Source organism: Streptomyces sp. MB09-01, from assembly GCF_033794505.1.
Taxonomy (GTDB): domain Bacteria; phylum Actinomycetota; class Actinomycetes; order Streptomycetales; family Streptomycetaceae; genus Streptomyces.
Genome location: NZ_JARAYQ010000200.1, coordinates 1 through 16,332 on the forward strand (window position 1 = coordinate 1; position 16,332 = coordinate 16,332).

At 72.2% G+C, this 16,332-nt stretch carries 14 protein-coding genes and 1 tRNA gene; 8 read left to right on the top strand and 7 right to left on the bottom strand.

The genetic code is table 11. From position 1 onward, the window contains the following. On the bottom strand, nt 1–1,982 hold a 1,982-nt coding region (locus PV721_RS31625; RefSeq protein ID WP_319730361.1), incomplete at its 3' end, for an ABC transporter permease. A gap of 9 nt (nt 1,983–1,991) precedes the next feature. Beyond that, on the bottom strand, nt 1,992–3,260 hold the full coding sequence (locus PV721_RS31630) for an ABC transporter substrate-binding protein (protein ID WP_319730363.1): 1,269 nt from the start codon (nt 3,258–3,260) through the stop codon (nt 1,992–1,994). A 328-nt stretch (nt 3,261–3,588) separates the two neighbouring features. Here PV721_RS31630 and PV721_RS31635 point away from each other — a divergent pair, with 328 nt between their 5' ends. After that, on the top strand, nt 3,589–4,203 hold the full coding sequence (locus tag PV721_RS31635; RefSeq protein WP_319730366.1) for an HdeD family acid-resistance protein: 615 nt from the start codon (nt 3,589–3,591) through the stop codon (nt 4,201–4,203). Between the two features lie 19 nt (nt 4,204–4,222). Here PV721_RS31635 and PV721_RS31640 read toward each other — a convergent pair whose 3' ends face one another. Both PV721_RS31640 and PV721_RS31645 read right to left on the bottom strand, forming a co-directional pair. Further along, a complete protein-coding gene (locus tag PV721_RS31640; protein WP_319730368.1) occupies nt 4,223–6,046 on the bottom strand; it encodes a long-chain fatty acid--CoA ligase in 1,824 nt (607 codons plus the stop codon). 305 nt (nt 6,047–6,351) lie between these two features. Further along, a complete protein-coding gene (locus PV721_RS31645; RefSeq protein WP_319730370.1) occupies nt 6,352–7,203 on the bottom strand; it encodes a LysR family transcriptional regulator in 852 nt (283 codons plus the stop codon). 146 nt (nt 7,204–7,349) lie between these two features. On the opposite strand from PV721_RS31645, the gene PV721_RS31650 reads away from it, so the two are divergent. The 4 genes from PV721_RS31650 to PV721_RS31665 all read left to right on the top strand — a co-directional run bounded on the left by PV721_RS31650 (nt 7,350) and on the right by PV721_RS31665 (nt 10,635). Next, the gene (locus PV721_RS31650) at nt 7,350–8,504 is read left to right on the top strand and encodes a hypothetical protein (RefSeq protein WP_319730373.1); all 1,155 of its coding nucleotides are present in this window, start codon (nt 7,350–7,352) and stop codon (nt 8,502–8,504) included. Nucleotides 8,505–8,654: 150 nt separating this feature from the next. Next, nucleotides 8,655–9,695: a bile acid:sodium symporter family protein gene (locus PV721_RS31655; RefSeq protein ID WP_319730375.1), complete on the top strand. Its 1,041-nt coding sequence runs from the start codon at nt 8,655–8,657 to the stop codon at nt 9,693–9,695. Between the two features lie 9 nt (nt 9,696–9,704). Continuing rightward, entirely contained in the window at nt 9,705–10,136 is a 432-nt protein-coding gene (locus tag PV721_RS31660; RefSeq protein WP_319730377.1) for a (2Fe-2S) ferredoxin domain-containing protein, read from the top strand. Nucleotide 10,137: 1 nt separating this feature from the next. Further along, a complete protein-coding gene (locus PV721_RS31665) occupies nt 10,138–10,635 on the top strand; it encodes a hypothetical protein (protein WP_319730379.1) in 498 nt (165 codons plus the stop codon). Here PV721_RS31665 and fdhD read toward each other — a convergent pair. Continuing rightward, nucleotides 10,625–11,452 (bottom strand): formate dehydrogenase accessory sulfurtransferase FdhD, encoded by an 828-nt coding sequence (gene fdhD / locus PV721_RS31670; protein WP_319730381.1) that lies wholly within the window; start codon nt 11,450–11,452, stop codon nt 10,625–10,627. The two genes, PV721_RS31665 and fdhD, sit on opposite strands and share 11 nt — an antisense overlap. A gap of 206 nt (nt 11,453–11,658) precedes the next feature. Between fdhD and PV721_RS31675 the strand changes: the two genes are divergently transcribed. Next, complete coding sequence (locus PV721_RS31675) at nt 11,659–12,600, top strand: beta-ketoacyl-ACP synthase III (protein ID WP_319730383.1); 942 nt, start codon at nt 11,659–11,661, stop codon at nt 12,598–12,600. Here PV721_RS31675 and PV721_RS31680 read toward each other — a convergent pair. Then, entirely contained in the window at nt 12,584–13,777 is a 1,194-nt protein-coding gene (locus tag PV721_RS31680) for a low temperature requirement protein A (protein WP_319730386.1), read from the bottom strand. The two genes, PV721_RS31675 and PV721_RS31680, sit on opposite strands and share 17 nt — an antisense overlap. Before the next feature lie 269 nt (nt 13,778–14,046). On the opposite strand from PV721_RS31680, the gene PV721_RS31685 reads away from it, so the two are divergent. After that, nucleotides 14,047–14,131, top strand: a tRNA-Leu gene (locus PV721_RS31685). A 139-nt stretch (nt 14,132–14,270) separates the two neighbouring features. Beyond that, entirely contained in the window at nt 14,271–16,058 is a 1,788-nt protein-coding gene (locus PV721_RS31690; RefSeq protein ID WP_319730388.1) for a GmrSD restriction endonuclease domain-containing protein, read from the top strand. A 22-nt stretch (nt 16,059–16,080) separates the two neighbouring features. Here the strand turns inward: PV721_RS31690 and PV721_RS31695 are convergent. Then, nucleotides 16,081–16,332: hypothetical protein (locus PV721_RS31695; RefSeq protein WP_319730390.1), on the bottom strand; the 252-nt coding region annotated here is incomplete at its 5' end.

A 16,332-nucleotide genomic window follows, 5' to 3' on the forward strand; every position in this document is an offset into this window, starting at 1 on the left:
TTCGAGGAGCGGGGTTCGGGGCGGAGCCCCGGTTCGGGTAAGGGCGGGGTGGGGGACGAGCCGCCCGCAGGGCCCCCCGGCCGCCGCTTCGCGAGCCGCACCGGCACCGCCGCGCAATACCCGTCCGGGTCATTGGCCAGGGCCAGCCCGGCCAGGCCGAAGAGGATCACCGGCAGGTGCGCGGACTCCGTCACGTGGTCGGACAGCAGCCGCGGGGCCACCGCGAACACCAGCCCGGCCACCACCGCGTACTGCGGCCTCCGCACGCCTGCCGCCACCACCACCGCCAGCCACACCAGCCCCGTCAGCGCCGTGAAGTCCGTCGCCGTGATCCGGGTGTTGTACGACGCGTACATCACGCCGCCGAAGCCGGCCAGTCCCGCCGACAGGGTGAAGAGCAGCAGCTTCGTCCGCAGCACGGACACCCCCGAGGCCACCGCGGCCGCCGGGGCCGACCGCACGGCCAGCATCGCCCGCCCCGACGGGGAGTTCCGCAGTGCGCTCAGCCCGGCGGCGACCACCGCGACCAGCACCACCAGGGTCACCCCCAGCGCCCGGTCGTCGGAGAGGTCCACCGGCCCGAACACCGGCCGCGGGACCGACCACCCCGAGTCGCCGTTGCGCAGCCACCTCAGCTGGAAGAGCACCTGGTCGGCGAGGAACGCCAGCGCCAGCGTGGCCAGGGCCAGGGACCTGCCCCCCAGCCGCAGCGCCGGCAGTGCGACGAGCGCGCCCAGCAGGGCCGCCACGCACGTGCCCACCGCGAGCGCCGCCACGAAGGGCCAGCCCCGGCTCATCAGCAGCCCGGCGACGAGCGCGGCACCGGTCACGAAGGTGCCCTGCGCCAGGGACACCATCGCCCCCAGCCCGGTCACCACCGTGAAGGACATGAACACCAGCGCGATGGCGAGCCCTTGTGCCAGCAGCCCGCTCCAGAAGGGCGTGGTCACGGTGTAGAACGCCAGGCACAGCAGCCCGGCGCCGGCCGCCCACACCCCCCACCGCCGTCGCCACGAGGCGCCCGCCAGGTGGTCGAGGGGCGGCGCGTCCACGGCGGCGACTCCCGCCGTCCGGGCCCTGCGGGTCAGCACCAGCAGCCCGCCGAAGAGGATCAGGAAGGGCACCGCCGTACGGAAGCCCGTGATGCCCTCGGCGAAGGACGCGTACCCGGCCACCAGGTTCTGCAGCACCCCCAGCCCGACGCCGCCCGCGAAGGCGAGCGGCACGGACGCGAACCGTCCGATGACCGCCGCCGTCGCCGACACGAACAGGAACAGCGTGAAGTCGTGCGCCGACAGACCCAGCAGCGGCGTCGCCAGTACGCCCGCCAGCCCGGCCAGCCCCGACGCGACCATCCACGCCACCGACGACAGCCGGTCGGCGCTGATGCCGCGCAGCTCGGTCAGCGAGCGGTTGTCGACGGCGGCCCGCAGCTGCAGCCCGAGGCGCGTGTGCCGCATCAGCACCCACAGGGCGACCGCCACCAGCGCCGTCGCCACCCAGGTGATCAGCTGGTCGGAGTCGATGCCGACGCCCTCCGCGAGCTGCCAGGACTTCGCCGGGCTGGGGCCCACCCCCGGCAGCCCGAACTGGTTCTCCGCCGGCTTCACCGGCGCGCCCGCGTCCGCGAGGAGGTCCACCGCCCACAGCCCGGCGGCCGGCAGCGCAACCAGAAGTCCGATGGTCGCCACGATCTGGGCCGTCTCGCCGACCCGCGCGAGCCGCCGGAACATCAGCCGGTCCAGCCCCCAGCCGAGACCGGGGGCCAGGACGAACACCACCAGCAGCGCCGCCGGGACCGCCGGCCAGCCCAGGCCCGAGTGCAGCTCGTAGAAGGTGAGCGCGCACAGGTAGGCGGTGGCCCCGTGCGCGAAGTTGAACAGCCCGGACGCCGAGTACGACAGCACCAGCCCGGTGGCGAGCAGTGCGTACAGGGCGCCGGAGACCAGACCGCTCAGCACGAAGACGAGCAGATCTCCCATGCCGCAGCCCTACTTGAAGGGGATGGGTTCGTAGCACTTGAACGGGACGGAGACCTCGTACGCGCCGTTCTTCAGCTGTACGAGCGCCCCGCAGCCGAAGCTGTCCTTCTGCCCCTTGGGCTCCGCCCGGTCACCGACGAGGGTGCCGGTGTCGGAGAAGCTCTGCGCGGCGCTCTGGAAGGACTCGACGGTCAGGTCCTTGCCCGCCTTCTGCGCGATGGAGACGAACAGGTCGGCTGACATGTACCCGGTCAACATGTGCATGTTGAGCGGCACGTCCTGGCCGCCCGCGGCCGCCTTGATGTCGGCCTTGAACTGAGCCATCTTCGGGTCGGTGGACTCGAAGGGCTGGAACTGCAGCAGCACGTGCACCCCGTCGAGCGCCTGCTTCGTGGCGTCCTTGGCGAGCAGTCCCGGGTCGTAGTCGGTCGGGTCGGAGAGCAGCCCCTTGTACCCGCTGCGCTTGAGCGCGGTGAACAGCCCGATGTTGTTGGGGGTCTGCATCACGGAGACCACGGCGTCCGGGGCCTTGCCGCCGTTGCTCTCCAGGATCTCCTTCACGTACGCGGACCAGTCGCTCGGGACGGCGGTGGCGGGTACGGAGGCCTTGGCGTAGGCGACCGTGAACCCGGCGCTGGCGAAGCCCTGCTGGAAGGTCCGGATGCCGAACTTCCCCGCGTCGCTGTCGTTGGCGATGACCGCGACCGACTTGCCCTGGGCGCCGCCGAGGATCGTGGCGATGCCCTCGGGCCAGGTCTGGTTCAGGGTGCCGCCGGGGGTGGGGACCAGGCAGCCGTTGAACCCGTAGATGTACCGGGGCCCGCAGAAGGAGGGCAGTGTGCCCCAGCCGAAGGTGGGGACCTTCTCCTGCTCCAGGAAGTCGGCGCCGGAGAAGGTCACCGAACTCATGGGGGAGACGGCGAAGACCTTGTCCTGCTGGACGAGCTTGCGGGCGGCCGCCATGTTCTTGGCCGGGTCCTGTCCGTCGTCCTCCGCGCCGAGGTAGTCGATCTTGCGGCCGTTGACGCCGCCCTCGGCGTTGGCCCTCATGTAGCGGGCCTTGGCACCGAGATCGGTGTCCTTCTTGCTGTAACCGCTGGCGCTGGTCATCGACACGATGCCACCGACCTTGATCGCGTCGGCGGTGACCCCGCGGGAGTTCCCCGGGCCTTCGCCGGGCTTGCCGGGGCCGGTGCCTTTCGTGGAGGCGGAGTTGCAGGCGGAGACGAGCGCGAGGGCCGCCGCCGCGGCGGCCAGGGTGCGGATCGGTCGCAACATTCGGGGATCCCCTCCGGTCGGAATCCCCGCATTCTGTGCGTGACCTGACGCACCGTCAATATCAACGGCAAAGCGAAATGACGGACCGTCAGTTTTGGTGAAGCGGCGACCGGGGGGGCGTCCGGACCTGCGGTGACCGCGACGAAGGGGTGACCGCGGCCAAGGGGTGCGGGCGAGGCGCTCCGCCCCCGCCCCCGGCTCCGGTCCGTGGGCTCGCCGTCGACGCGGCAAACCCTGCCATAACGGACTAAGGTGGACCGGAAAGGTAAAAGCATGTCCGGCGGCTCGTGGTAACCCCGCGCGCCGTCCGGCTGTCTCTGGAGGCGTGATGACCGTACCCTCCGACGCGGCACCGCAGCACACGCAGAGCGACCCCGAGGACCTCCTCAAACAGGTCGGGGGCTCGTGGCGCTGGGCACTCGGCTTCGCCCTCGCGACCCTGATCCCAGGCATCCTGGTGCTCGTCTGGCCCGACGAGACGCTGCACATCCTCGCCGTGATCATCGGTCTGCAGCTCCTGGTGGCGGGCGGCTTCCGCTTCGTCTCGGCCTTCTCCCACAGCCGCGACGACGGCGGCAGCAGACTGGCGGGCGTCCTGATCGCCATGCTGGCGTTCCTGGCGGGCGTGCTGGTGCTGCGGCATCCGATGCAGACGATCGGTGCGCTCTCCCTGATCGTCGGAGTGTTCTGGCTGCTGACCGGAGTGCTCACGGCCTACGTCGCGATCGCCGACCGCGCGCTCGTGCACCGCGGCCTGATGTTCGGCCTGGGCGCCCTCGGCGCGGTCGCCGGCATCGTCGTCCTCTGCTTCCCGGTGGACTCCGCGGTCGCCCTGACCCGGCTGCTGGGCCTGTGGCTCGTCCTGCTCGGAGTGTTCGAGGTGGTGATGGCCTTCGCACTGCGCTCGGCCACCCGCCGGAGCCTGCCCCCGTCCCCACGGTGACCGCCCGCGCGCCGGGGACTCACGACGCGTAGAGCGCCGCGACCTCCTTCGCGTACACCTTCTCGATCGCCCGGCGCTTCAGCTTCAGCGAGGGCGTCAGCAGTCCCCGCTCCTCCGTGAACTGCTCGCCCAGCACCCGGAAGGTGCGGATCGCCTCCGCCTGCGAGACGAGGGTGTTGGCGGCCACCACCGCCCGGCGGACCTCCGCCGCCAGCTCGGGGTCGTTCACCAGGTCCGCGGCCGGCAGCTGCGGCCGGCCGCGCATCGACAGCCAGTGCGCGATCCCGTCCATGTCCAGCGTGATCAGGGCCGCGATGTACGGGCGGTCGTTGCCCACCAGCACGCACTGCGACACCAGCGGATGGGACCGGACCCGCTCCTCCAGCGCGGCCGGCGCGACGCTCTTGCCGTTGGAGGTCACCAGGATGTCCTTCTTGCGCCCGGTGATCGTGAGGTAGCCGCCCTCGTCCAGCCGCCCCAGGTCCCCGGTCGCCAGCCAGCCGCCGCGCAGCACCGCCTCCGTGGCACGGGGGTCGTTGAGGTACCCGGCGAATATGTGGGCGCCGTGCAGCCACACCTCCCCGTCGTCCGCGATGTGCACCGCGCTGCCCGGGATCGGCCGGCCCACCGTGCCGTACTTCGTCGCCCCCGGCGGGTTCGCGGTGGCCGCCGCGCACGACTCGGTCAGGCCGTACCCCTCGAACACCGTGATCCCGGCGCCGTCGAAGAACAGCCCGAGGCGGCGCGACATCGCCGACCCGCCCGACATGGCGTGCCGCACCCGGCCGCCCATCGCCTCGCGCACCTTCCCGTAGACGAGCTTCTCGAAGAGCTGGTGCTCCATCCGCAGCCCGGCCGAGGGCCCCGGCCCGATGCCGAAGGCCTTCCGCTCGCGCGCCTCCGCGTACCGTACGGCCGTCTCCACCGCCCGGTCGAAGGGACCCGAGCGCCCCTCCGCCTCCGCCTTGCGGCGGGCCGCCGCGAAGACCTTCTCGAAGACGTACGGGACGCCGAGCACGAAGGTCGGCCGGAACGCGGCCAGATCCGGCAGCAGCTCGGCCGCCGCCAGCAAGGGCTGGTGACCGAGCTTGACCCGCGCCCGGACGGCCGCCACCTCCACCATCCGCCCGAAGACGTGGGCCAGCGGCAGGAAGAGCAGGGTGGACGGCTGCTCGCCCTGTCTGCCCTGGAACACGGACTCCCAGCTGGTCACCAGGGTGTCCGCCTCGTACATGAAGTTGGCGTGCGTCAGCACGCACCCCTTGGGCCGGCCGGTGGTCCCCGAGGTGTAGATGACGGTGGCCGTCGCGTCCGGCGTCACGGCGCGGCGATGGCGGTGCACCACGTCCTCGGCGACCCCGCGGCCGTCGGCCACGAGGGATTCCACCGCCCCGGCGTCGAGCTGCCACAGCCGCTGCAGGTGGGGGAGCCGGTCGATGACCGAGCCCACCGTCATGGCCTGGTCCTCGTCCTCTACCACGCAGGCCGTGCAGTCGGTGTCGTACAGGATCCAGTGCACCTGATCGGCGGAGGACGTGGGATAGACGGGGACGGGCTGGGCACCGATCGCCCACAGGGCGAAGTCGAAGAGGGTCCACTCGTACCGGGTACGGGACATGACGGCGACCCGGTCCCCGAAGCGCACCCCCTGGGCCAGCAGCCCCTTGGCGAGCGCCAGCACCTCGGCGGCCAGCTCCCCGGAGGTGACGTCCCGCCAGACGCCGTCGGTCTTGCGGCCGAGCACCACCCGGTCCGGCTCCTCGTGGGCGTGCTGGAAGACGACGTCGGCCAGTCCGCCGACGGGCGCGCCCGTGACGACCGGTGGGACGGTGATCTCGCGCAAGGCCCCGCTCCTCTCCGCGCGCCGCGGTGAACGTACCTCACGGTCAAGGGGGGTTGATCAGCAATCGGATACCTCCACAAGACCTCCCCAGTGACCATGCTTCCCACGCCTCTGACGTGCGACATCGGCGGTGCCGTACGGGTGCCGTACGGGTGCCGTCCGGGCGCCGTCCGGATATTGCCGGGGTCGCCGCCGCGGTTGCCGCGGGGGCTGCCCCGGGTCGCCGCCGGGGTTGCTCCCGACGCTGCCCGCGCGGCGCGTTGCCCGCGCGGCCGCTCCCGCGGGCGTCCGCCGGCGCGGGCCGTTCAGCCGGTGCGGCTGAGCCGGTCCGCGCCCGAGAGCACGGCCGCCGCCAGCGCCTCGGCCGCGGCCGAGGCGCGCGGGCCGCGGAGCAGCGCGAACTCCACCGGCCCGAGCTCCGGCAGCCCGCCGACCCGCACCAGGCCCGGCGGGATCAGCCCGCGGGTGTGCGCCATCACGCCCAGACCGGCCCGGGCCGCAGCGATCAGACCGCTCAGGCTGCCGCTGGTACACGCGATCCGCCAGGCCCGTCCCTCGCGTTCCAGTACCTCCAGGGCCCGGGCCCGGGTGATGCCCGGCGGCGGGAAGACGATCAGCGGCACCGGGCGCTCCGGGTCCACCCGCATCCCCTGCGCGCCGATCCACACCATCCGGTCGCGCCACACCAGCCGCCCCCGCTCGTCGCCCGGGCCGCGCCGCTTCGCCAGCACCAGGTCGAGCCGCCCCGCGTCCAGCCGCTCGTGCAGCGTCCCGGAGAGCTCCACCGACAGCTCCAGGTCCACCTCGGGATGCTCGTGCCGGAAGCCCTCCAGGATTCCCGGAAGCCGCGTCAGCGCGAAGTCCTCCGAGGCCCCGAACCGCAGCCGTCCCCGCAGCCGCGTCCCCGCGAAGAAGGCCGCCGCCCGCTCGTGCGCCTCCAGCATCGTCCGCGCGAAGCCGAGCAGTGCCTCGCCCTCCTCCGTCAGCTCCACGCTGTGCGTGTCCCGGACGAACAGCGGCCGCCCCGTCGCCTCCTCCAGCCGCCGCACGTGCTGGCTGACCGTGGACTGCCGTACGCCGAGCCGCCCCGCGGCCTGCGTGAAGCTGAGCGTCTGGGCCACCGTGAGGAACGTCCGCAGCTGGACCGGGTCGTACATACCGCCGATGCCAGGCCGTCCCCCCGGACGGCGTTCACCGTCACGGCCGTTGACCTGCGCTCGAGCGGTCCACGCAGCCGGGGGGCGGCTGCGCCGTCCGCGGTGCGCCGGGTTACCGTGTCCCTTCATTTCGAGGGGGACAACTGATGTCGCACCACATGGGGCCGGGACCGTACCCGGGACAGCCGAATCCGCAGTGGGGAGGCGGCTGGCCGCCGCCGCTCCCGCCGCCGCCGCAGCCCGGCGTCATACCCCTGCACCCGCTCACCATGGGCGAGATATTCAACGGCGGCTTCGCCACCTTCCGCCGCTACGCGAAGCCCCTGATCGGCGTCATGCTCGCGGTCCAGGGCATCGGAATCCTGGTCGTGCTCGCCGGGATCGGCGCCACCGTGGCCGCCGTGCAGGACCGGTTCGCCGCCGTCTTCGACCTGCCGTCGGGGGACCGCCCCGACGGCACGGACGTTGCGGCCCTGTTCCTTTCCTTCGTACCGGCCGTCGTGCTCATGCTGGTCGTGATCACGCTGTGCGCGGGGCTGATCAGCGCCCTGACTCCCGCGGTGACGCAGGAGGCCGTGCTCGGCCGGCCCACGACCTTCGGCGCGATGTGGCGCCGCTGCTGGTCCCGGCTGCCGTCGGTGCTCGGAACCGTGCTCCTCACGGGGTTGATCGTGGGCGGTCCGCTCCTCGTCCTCTACGCGATCTGCGTGCCGCTGATCGTCATGTCCTTCGACGATGCGGAGCCGCCGGCCGCCGCGCTCGCCGTACTGTTCCTGGGCGTCTTCCTCTACATGCCCGTCGCGGTCTGGCTCATGACGCGGTTCAGCTTCGCGCCGGCCGCCGCCGTGTGCGAGGAACTCCGCCCCGTCGCGGCTCTGCGGCGCTCCGCCCAACTGGTCAGCGGTGACTGGTGGCGCGTGTTCGGCATCACGATGCTCGGGTACCTCGTGGCCGGCGCCGTGGGCTACCTCATCCAGATGCCGTTCAGCATGGTCGGCATGATCCCGCTCTTCCCGACCCTGATGGCGGGGGACGGGGCCGACGTGGATCCGAGCCAGCTGATCGGCGGACTCGTCGTCTACGCGATCGCCTCGCTGGTCGGCGGTCTCCTCAGCGCCGTGTTCCAGTACGGCTTCCCCCAGCTGGTCATCGCCCTGCTCTACGTCGACCAGCGGATGCGCAAGGAGAACCTCGCGGCGGTCCTGATCGCCGCCGTCGCCCCGGCGCCCGCTCCCGCACCCGCCGCTGCGCCCGCACCCGCCGCTGCGCCCGCACCCGCCGCGGGGGCCGACGAGGTGTGACCCCCGCCTGCTATCGCAGACCGTGATGACAGTGAGTGCGGTGTACGGGTTTCCCGATGACCGCCCCACCGTCGACCATGGGGGGAGCACCGCGCCCGGGCCCGCCGGCCCGGGCGCCACCCGCCCCGACAGCAAGTGAGCACCCCGCGCATGCGCCGCCCGCACCTCCCCGCCCGGCTGCCGCTGGACCCGTACGTCCTGGCCCTGCTCGGCACCGTCGGCCTCGCCGCCCTGCTCCCCGCCCGCGGCGCGGCCGCCACCGTCGCCGGCGGCGCCTCCACCGCGGCCGTGGCCCTGCTCTTCTTCCTCTACGGAGCCCGGCTCTCCACCCGCGAGGCCCTCGACGGACTGCGCCACTGGCGACTGCACCTCACCGTGCTCGCCTGCACCTTCCTGCTCTTCCCGCTCCTCGGACTGGCCGCCCGCGTCCTGGTTCCCGGCGTCCTGACCCAGCCGCTCTACGGCGGCCTGCTCTTCCTCTGCCTGGTCCCCTCGACCGTCCAGTCCTCCATCGCCTTCACCTCGATCGCCCGCGGCAACGTGCCCGCCGCGATCTGCGCCGGCTCCTTCTCCAGCCTGGCCGGCATCGTCCTCACCCCCCTCCTCGCCGCCGGCCTCCTCGGCAGCCACGGGGGCGGCTTCTCGCCCGACTCCCTGCTCAAGATCACCCTCCAGTTGCTGCTGCCCTTCCTCCTCGGGCAGGCCCTGCGCCGCTGGGTCGGCGGCTTCCTCGTCCGCCACAAGCAGGTCCTCGGCCACGTCGACCGCGGATCGATCCTGCTCGTCGTCTACGCCGCCTTCAGCGCGGGCGTGGCCGCGGGCATCTGGCACCAGGTCAGCCTCCCGCGGCTGGGCGCCCTGCTGCTGGTGGAGGCCGTGCTCCTCGCCGTCATGCTGCTCGTCACCTGGTACGGATCGGCGCGCCTCGGCTTCGGCCGCGCGGACCGCACCGCCATCCAGTTCGCCGGGTCGAAGAAGAGCCTGGCCGCCGGACTCCCCATGGCCAGCGTGCTGTTCGGGGCCCAGGCCGGCCTCGCCGTGCTCCCGCTGATGCTCTTCCACCAGATGCAGCTGATGGTCTGCGCGGTCCTCGCCCGCCGCCGCGCCCGGGACGCCGAAGCCGAACTCGCGGCAGACCGTGTGGCGGAGGTCTCGCCCCCGGCCCAACACCCCGCCCCCCGGGGCCGTTAACGTGCGGTAGTGACCTGGATACGCCCGCTCGGCGCGCACGCCGAACGCCCCTGCACCCTGGTGGTCTGCCGCGGCTGCTGCTGCGGCGACCCCCGCAAGAACCCCGGCTCCGACCATGCCGGACAGCTCGCCCGGCTGCGCGAGGCCGCCGCCGCTTCCGGGGGCCGCCTGGCCGTCCGTACGAGCGAGTGCCTCGGCCCCTGCGCCCAGGCCAACGTGATCGTCGTCCAGCCCACCACCGAGGCCCGCCGCCGCGGCGCCCGCGCGACCTGGTTCGGCTGGGCCCTGGACGACACCGCGACCGACGAGATCATCGCCTGGGCGGAGTCCGGCGGCCCGGGCACCACCCCGCTCCCGGCCACCCTGGACCTCCACCGCATCGACCCCCCGGCCCCGAAGCCGGCCGCGCAGTCCGGCCGCCGCGCCCGCCGGGGGCGCTGAGGTGCAGAACCTCGCCCGCGCGGTGCTCGTGCTGTTCGGCCTGCTGGTCGCCGCGGTCGCCGCCCTGGCATTCGCCGTCAGGAGTGACGAACGGCCCGAGGCGTTCACCGCGGTGGACGTCACGGGCGTCTGGCTGGGGGACCGCGGGGGCCGGTTGGAGGTCATGTCCGACGGCCGTGCCCGCCTCAGTGGCTCCGGGGAGTGGACCTGCGTCCCCGGTCAGGCGGCGGGCGCCGCCCCCGCCGAGGGAAGCTGGGTGCTCGACCGGCACTCCGACGAAGATCCGGGCATCCTCGTCAAGTTCTCCGCCGACGGGCCGCAAGGGGCCGACGGGGACCGCGGGACCGATGGCGCGCCCGTCCCGCTCGGCTGCTCCGACTGGTTCGCCGTTCACGGCTCCGGCAAGGGGAACGCCACCGGCGACGGCGCGGACGTCTGGGCCCGGTTCCTGGCCCACGCCACCCACTGGGAGCGGTACAGTCGCTCCCCTACAGGATGATCCGCTCCTCGCCCGCGTAGATGTTCATGTCCGGCCCCCGCAGGAAGCCGACCAGCGTCATCCCCGACTCCATCGCCAGGTCCACCGCCAGCGAGGACGGCGCCGAGACGGCCGCCAGCACCGGGATGCCCGCCATCACGGCCTTCTGCACCAGCTCGAAGGAGGCCCGGCCCGACACCAGCAGGACCGCGCCCGTCAGGGGGAGCCGCCCGGACTGGTACGCCCGGCCCACGATCTTGTCCACCGCGTTGTGCCGGCCGACGTCCTCCCGCAGGTCGAGCAGCTCGCCCTGCGCCGTGAACAGCCCGGCCGCGTGCAGTCCGCCCGTACGGTCGAAGACCTTCTGGGCCGCGCGGAGCCGGTCCGGCATCGCGCTGAGGATCTCCGCGGATACCCGTACCGGATCGGCGGCGATCCCCGGGAAGCGGGTCGCCGTGCGGACCGCGTCCAGGCTGGCCTTCCCGCACAGGCCGCAGGAGGAGGTGGTGTAGACGTTCCGCTCCAGCGTGATGTCCGGCACCGGGACCCCGGCGGCCAGCTGGACGTTCACCACGTTGTAGGTGTTCGAACCCTCCTCGGTCGCCCCCTCGCAGTAGGTGACGGCCTGCACGTCCGAGGCGGCCGCGAGCACCCCCTCGCTGACCAGGAAGCCCACCGCCAGCGCGAAGTCGTCGCCCGGCGTGCGCATCGTGATGGCCAGCGGTTTGCCGTTCAGACGTATCTCCAGCGGCTCCTCGGCCACCAGCGTGTCCGGCCGGACGCCCGCCCCGCCGTTCCGGATCCGGACGACACGACGGCGCTCGGTGACCCGTCCCATGGTGATCAGCCCTCCCCTTCAGTTTCTCGCCGGTATCCGACGAGCTCATTGTCCCGGTTCCGCTTCCCGCGCCGCCCCCGGCAGGTGGATCCTCGGGAAGCTCCAAAATCCGGGGCCGGAATCCTGTCGGGTCACACGCACACGTACCCATCAGTAGCAGGCAAAGCTGGGTGATCCTGACTTCCGTACAAGGGGGGACCCCGCCCATGACCGGTTCACGCGTGGTGGCGCTAGGGCACTACCAGCCCGCGAAAGTGCTCACCAACGAGGACCTTGCGGCCATGGTCGACACCACCGACGAGTGGATCCGGTCCCGCGTCGGCATCCGCACCCGCCACATGGCGGGCCCGGACGAGCCGGTGGACGAGCTGGCCTACCAGGCGGCGGGCAAGGCGCTGGCCGGCGCCGGCCTGACCCCCGACGACATCGACCTCGTCCTGGTCGCCACCTCCACCGCGATCGACCGCTCGCCCAACATGGCCGCGCGCGTCGCCGCCAAGCTGGGCATGGGCGGCGGCCCCGCCGTGATGGACATCAACGTCGTCTGCTCGGGCTTCACCCACGCCCTGGCCACCGCCGACCACGCCATCCGCGCGGGCTCCGCCACCCGCGCGCTGGTCATCGGCGCCGACAAGATGACCGAGATCACCGACTGGAGCGACCGCACCACCTGCGTGCTCACCGGCGACGGCGCCGGCGCGGCCGTCGTCGAGGCCTGCGAGGAGCCGGGCATCGGCCCCGTGCTGTGGGGTTCGGTCCCGGAGATGGGCAACGCGGTCCGGATCGAGGGCTCGCCGCCGGTCTTCGCCCAGGAGGGCCAGTCCGTCTACCGCTGGACCACCAGCCAGCTCCCTCCGCTCGCCCGCAAGGTGTGCGAGAAGGCCGGAATCACCCCGGAGGACCTGGCCGCGGTCGTCCTCCACCAGGCGAACCTGCGGATCATCGAGCCGCTCGCCGCCAAGATCGGCGCCGTCAACGCCGTCGTCGCCCGCGATGTCGTCGACTCCGGCAACACCTCGGCCGCCAGCATCCCCATGGCCCTGTCCAAGCTGGTCCAGCGCGGCGAGATCCCGGCCGGCGCCCCCGTCCTGCTCTTCGGCTTCGGCGGCAACCTCTCCTACGCGGGCCAGGTCATCCACTGCCCGTGACGGCTCGCGCCGCCGTTCCCCCCGCCGGCCCGGCGGGGGAGCGGCGGCCCTCGGCGGCCAGTGCGCCGACCAGGACGAACGCCAGTGCCACCAGCTGGCCCGCTCCCGCCCACTCCATGCCCACGGGGACGGTGGCGAGCGAGAGCACCAGGGCCGCCGCGCGGTAACGGGCCGGCCCGATGCCCAGCGCCGCCCGGAAGGCCAGGTCCCCGGCCAGGTACAGGGCGACCCCGCCCGCCAGCGCGACCGCCGGTCCGGTGTGCAGGTGCTCCCCCAAGTGCCCGATGGTCTTCTTCACGCCCGCCGCGAAGACGGCGATGCCCAGGAGCATGGGCAGGAAGGCGTAGTAGTACGCGACCATCGCCAGCTTGAAACGCCGCTCGGGCGGAGTCCGCTCGAAGACCTCCTCGGCCCGGCCCTCGTCGCGTACGAAGTACATCCACCACATCGCGGACGCGACGGCCAGGGCCAGGAAGGCGCCGCCGGCGATCCCCAGGGACAGGGGCAGCGAGCCCACCCCGATGCCGATCGCGATCACGGATTCGCCGAAGACGATGATCAGCAGCAGGCCGTGCCGCTCCACCAGGTGCGCCGCGTTCATCCCGCCGAGCCGGTCGCCGACCGTCTGCTCGGGCGCCTCCGGCTCCGCCCCGGCCCCCGCCGACCCGCTCGCCGCGACCCGCTGTACGACCACCGGCGTCGCGAACTGCAGCAGCAGCGCCAGCATCCACAGCCCCCAGGCCGGCACGCCGTCGAAGAACCCGGCCGCGGTCACCGACAGCGCGCACAGCGCGTTGGGCAGCGCGAACCACAGCACCCCGCGCCCGTGCGCCTGCGTGTACAGCGCGCTGTGCACGAGGACGACCAGCAGGTACCCGAGCCCGAAGGCCACACCGCCCGCCCCGAAGGCGGTGGGCACGGCCAGCGCGCACACCAGGAACGCCCCCATGGCCAGCATGAGCAGGATCCGCCGCACGGTCCGGTCCGGGGGCACCTGGTTGGTCAGGTGCGCGTAGCCCCCGTACATCCAGAACAGCACGGTGAAGATCAGCACCACCTGCCCCGCACCCCGCAGGGTCAGGTCGTCCGCCAGCAGCACCGTCAACTGCGTGATGGTGAAGACGAAGACGAGGTCGAAGAACAGCTCCAGCGTGCTGACACGATGCTCGGTTTCCATGCGCGGCTCCCCCCGGATGTGTGCGCTGCCATCCGACCGTCCGGCACCCCCCATGTCCAGCCGGTATCAGCATCCGGAAGTCCCGCGCCGCCCTCGCCGCACCCCGCCCCGACCCCGACGAGACACCTCGTCTCGCCATGCCCTTCGGTGCATGCCCGCAGGTCAGCCCGGCGTGGCGGACGCCCACGGCTCGGATAAGTGGTCGGAACCCCGCCGATCCTTTGCTATTGTTGTCCATGTCGCCGCGGGAAACCGGGGCCGACCACCTGGTCCGGGTGGCGGAATGGCAGACGCGCTAGCTTGAGGTGCTAGTGCCCTTTATCGGGCGTGGGGGTTCAAGTCCCCCCTCGGACACAAGCGAGAACCCCACTTCGGTGGGGTTTTTGTCGTTCCAGGGAGTGATGCGCCGAGCCGAAGGCCGCTCGGCGTGACGGAAGGGTCGGATAGCCTCCGGAGGTCCCGCATCCGCCCGTTCCGGGAGGAACCGCACGCCATGGCCAAGCTGCTCTACAGCGACACCACCCTCGCCGTGTCCCACCTCGTGAACGACGTCGAGCGCGGAACCATAGCCCTGCCCGAGCTGCAGCGCCCGTACGTCTGGCCGGCGGCGAAGGCGCGTGACCTGTTCGACTCCATGTACAAGGGCTTCCCGGTCGGCTCCCTGCTGTTCTGGAAGCCGGGAGCCGAACCGGGCGCCCGCCAGATCGGCACCGAGACCAAGCAGGCCGTGCCGCAGCACCTCATCGTCGACGGGCAGCAGCGGCTCACCTCCCTCTACGCCGTGATCACCGGTGCCGCCGTACTCCGGGACGACTTCACCACGCGCCGGATCCGCCTCGCCTTCCGGCCGACCGACGCCACGTTCGCCGTCACGGACGCCGCCGTCGAGAAGGATCCGGAGTACCTGCACGACATCAGCACCCTCTGGGCGCCGAACGGCCGGAAGAAGGTGGTCCGGGCCTTCCTGGAACGCCTCGCGGAGAAGCGGGAGCTGGACGAGGAGGAGAAGGACCGCCTGGACACGGCGCTCGACGACCTCCACGGCCTCGGCAACTACCAGTTCAAGATCGTCGAACTGTCCGAGACCATCGACGAGGAGGAAGTCGCCGAGATCTTCGTCCGGATCAACAGCAACGGCGTCACCCTCAATCAGGCGGACTTCATCCTCACCCTGCTGTCCGTGTTCTGGGAGGAGGGCCGGCGCGCCCTCGAGGACTTCTGCCGCGAAGCCCACCAGCCGAGCCTCGACAACTCCTCTCCCTTCAACTGGCACATCCAGCCGGAGCCTTCCCAGATGCTCCGCGTCACCACGGCGGTCGCCCTGCGCCGCGCCGTCCTCAAGCAGGTCTACGTCGTGCTCCGCGGCAGGGACATCGACACCGGCAAGCCCTCCGCCGTCCTTCGCGAAGAGCAGTTCGGCCGCCTCCAGGCAGCACAGAAGCACGCACTGGACCTGACGAACTGGCACGAGTTCCTCCAGTGCCTGGAGCGTGCGGGCTTCCGCGGAAGCAAGATGATCAGCTCCGCCAACGCCGTGATCTACACCTACGCCCTCTGGCTGGTCGGGCGCGTCGACTACCAAGTGCCCCTCGGCCGACTGCGCGAGAGCATCGCGCGCTGGTTCTTCATGGCACACACCACCAGCCGCTACTCCGGCTCGTTCGAGACCCGGGTCGAGCAGGACCTCGCCCGCCTGGCCGGCGTGGACCCCGGCGACGCCGATGCCTACCTCGCGACCTTGAACAAGGTCGTCGACGACACCCTCACCCAGGACTACTGGGCCATCACCCTCCCCAACAACCTCGAGACCGCGGCCTCGAAGTCCCCGGCCCTCATGGCGTACGTCGCGGCGCTCAACATCCTCGACGCCGACGCCCTGTTGTCCACGGGGAAGGTGCGCACCCGTCTCGATCCGGCGATCACCGCGAAGAAGGGCATCGAGCGCCACCACCTCTTCCCGAAGAACCACCTGAAGAACAGCGGCATCACGGAGACCCCGCGCATCAACCAGATCGCCAACATGGCCCTGGTGGAGTGGAGCGACAACATCGCCATCTCCGATCAGCCGCCCGCGGACTACTGGCCTGCCCAGGTCACCGCCAAGCAGATCGCCGGCGACCGGTTGGCCCGGCAGCGCTACTGGCACGCGCTCCCGGACGACTGGGAGCACATGCCGTACGACGAGTTCCTCTCGGCCCGCCGCGCTCTGATCGCCTCGGTGGTCCGCGACGCCTTCACCAGGCTGAGCGAATCCACGCACCGCGCCGCTCCGGGGCAGTGAGCCGGGGCCGGCTCCGGACCGTTCAGGTGCCCAGGACCACCAGGCCCGTCGGGGTGGTCAGGCTGCCCGGGGCGACCGAGGTGAAGGTGTGGGGGAGGGAGAGGCGCGGCTGGTCGGTGTTCGGGGCGGCGTCGAAGAGGTAGGCCGCCGCGGTCGTGGTGTCGCTGACCAGGTGGGGGCCGGCCGCGGCGGCCGTGGCTCCGGTCAGCGGGGTGCGGAAGAGGCGGCGGAGGTGGCGCAGGGTCTCCGGGGTGACGGGGGCCCTCATCGGCGG

What these genes read in the sequence shown, in the direction of transcription:
- PV721_RS31650 (WP_319730373.1), top strand. Translation starts at nt 7,350, where the DNA reads ATGTCGCACCACATGGGGCCGGGACCGTACCCGGGACAGCCGAATCCG.
- fdhD (WP_319730381.1), bottom strand. Translation starts at nt 11,452, where the DNA reads ATGGGACGGGTCACCGAGCGCCGTCGTGTCGTCCGGATCCGGAACGGC.
- PV721_RS31655 (WP_319730375.1), top strand. Translation starts at nt 8,655, where the DNA reads ATGCGCCGCCCGCACCTCCCCGCCCGGCTGCCGCTGGACCCGTACGTC.
- PV721_RS31675 (WP_319730383.1), top strand. Translation starts at nt 11,659, where the DNA reads ATGACCGGTTCACGCGTGGTGGCGCTAGGGCACTACCAGCCCGCGAAA.
- PV721_RS31645 (WP_319730370.1), bottom strand. Translation starts at nt 7,203, where the DNA reads ATGTACGACCCGGTCCAGCTGCGGACGTTCCTCACGGTGGCCCAGACG.
- PV721_RS31690 (WP_319730388.1), top strand. Translation starts at nt 14,271, where the DNA reads ATGGCCAAGCTGCTCTACAGCGACACCACCCTCGCCGTGTCCCACCTC.
- PV721_RS31635 (WP_319730366.1), top strand. Translation starts at nt 3,589, where the DNA reads ATGACCGTACCCTCCGACGCGGCACCGCAGCACACGCAGAGCGACCCC.
- PV721_RS31680 (WP_319730386.1), bottom strand. Translation starts at nt 13,777, where the DNA reads ATGGAAACCGAGCATCGTGTCAGCACGCTGGAGCTGTTCTTCGACCTC.
- PV721_RS31630 (WP_319730363.1), bottom strand. Translation starts at nt 3,260, where the DNA reads ATGTTGCGACCGATCCGCACCCTGGCCGCCGCGGCGGCGGCCCTCGCG.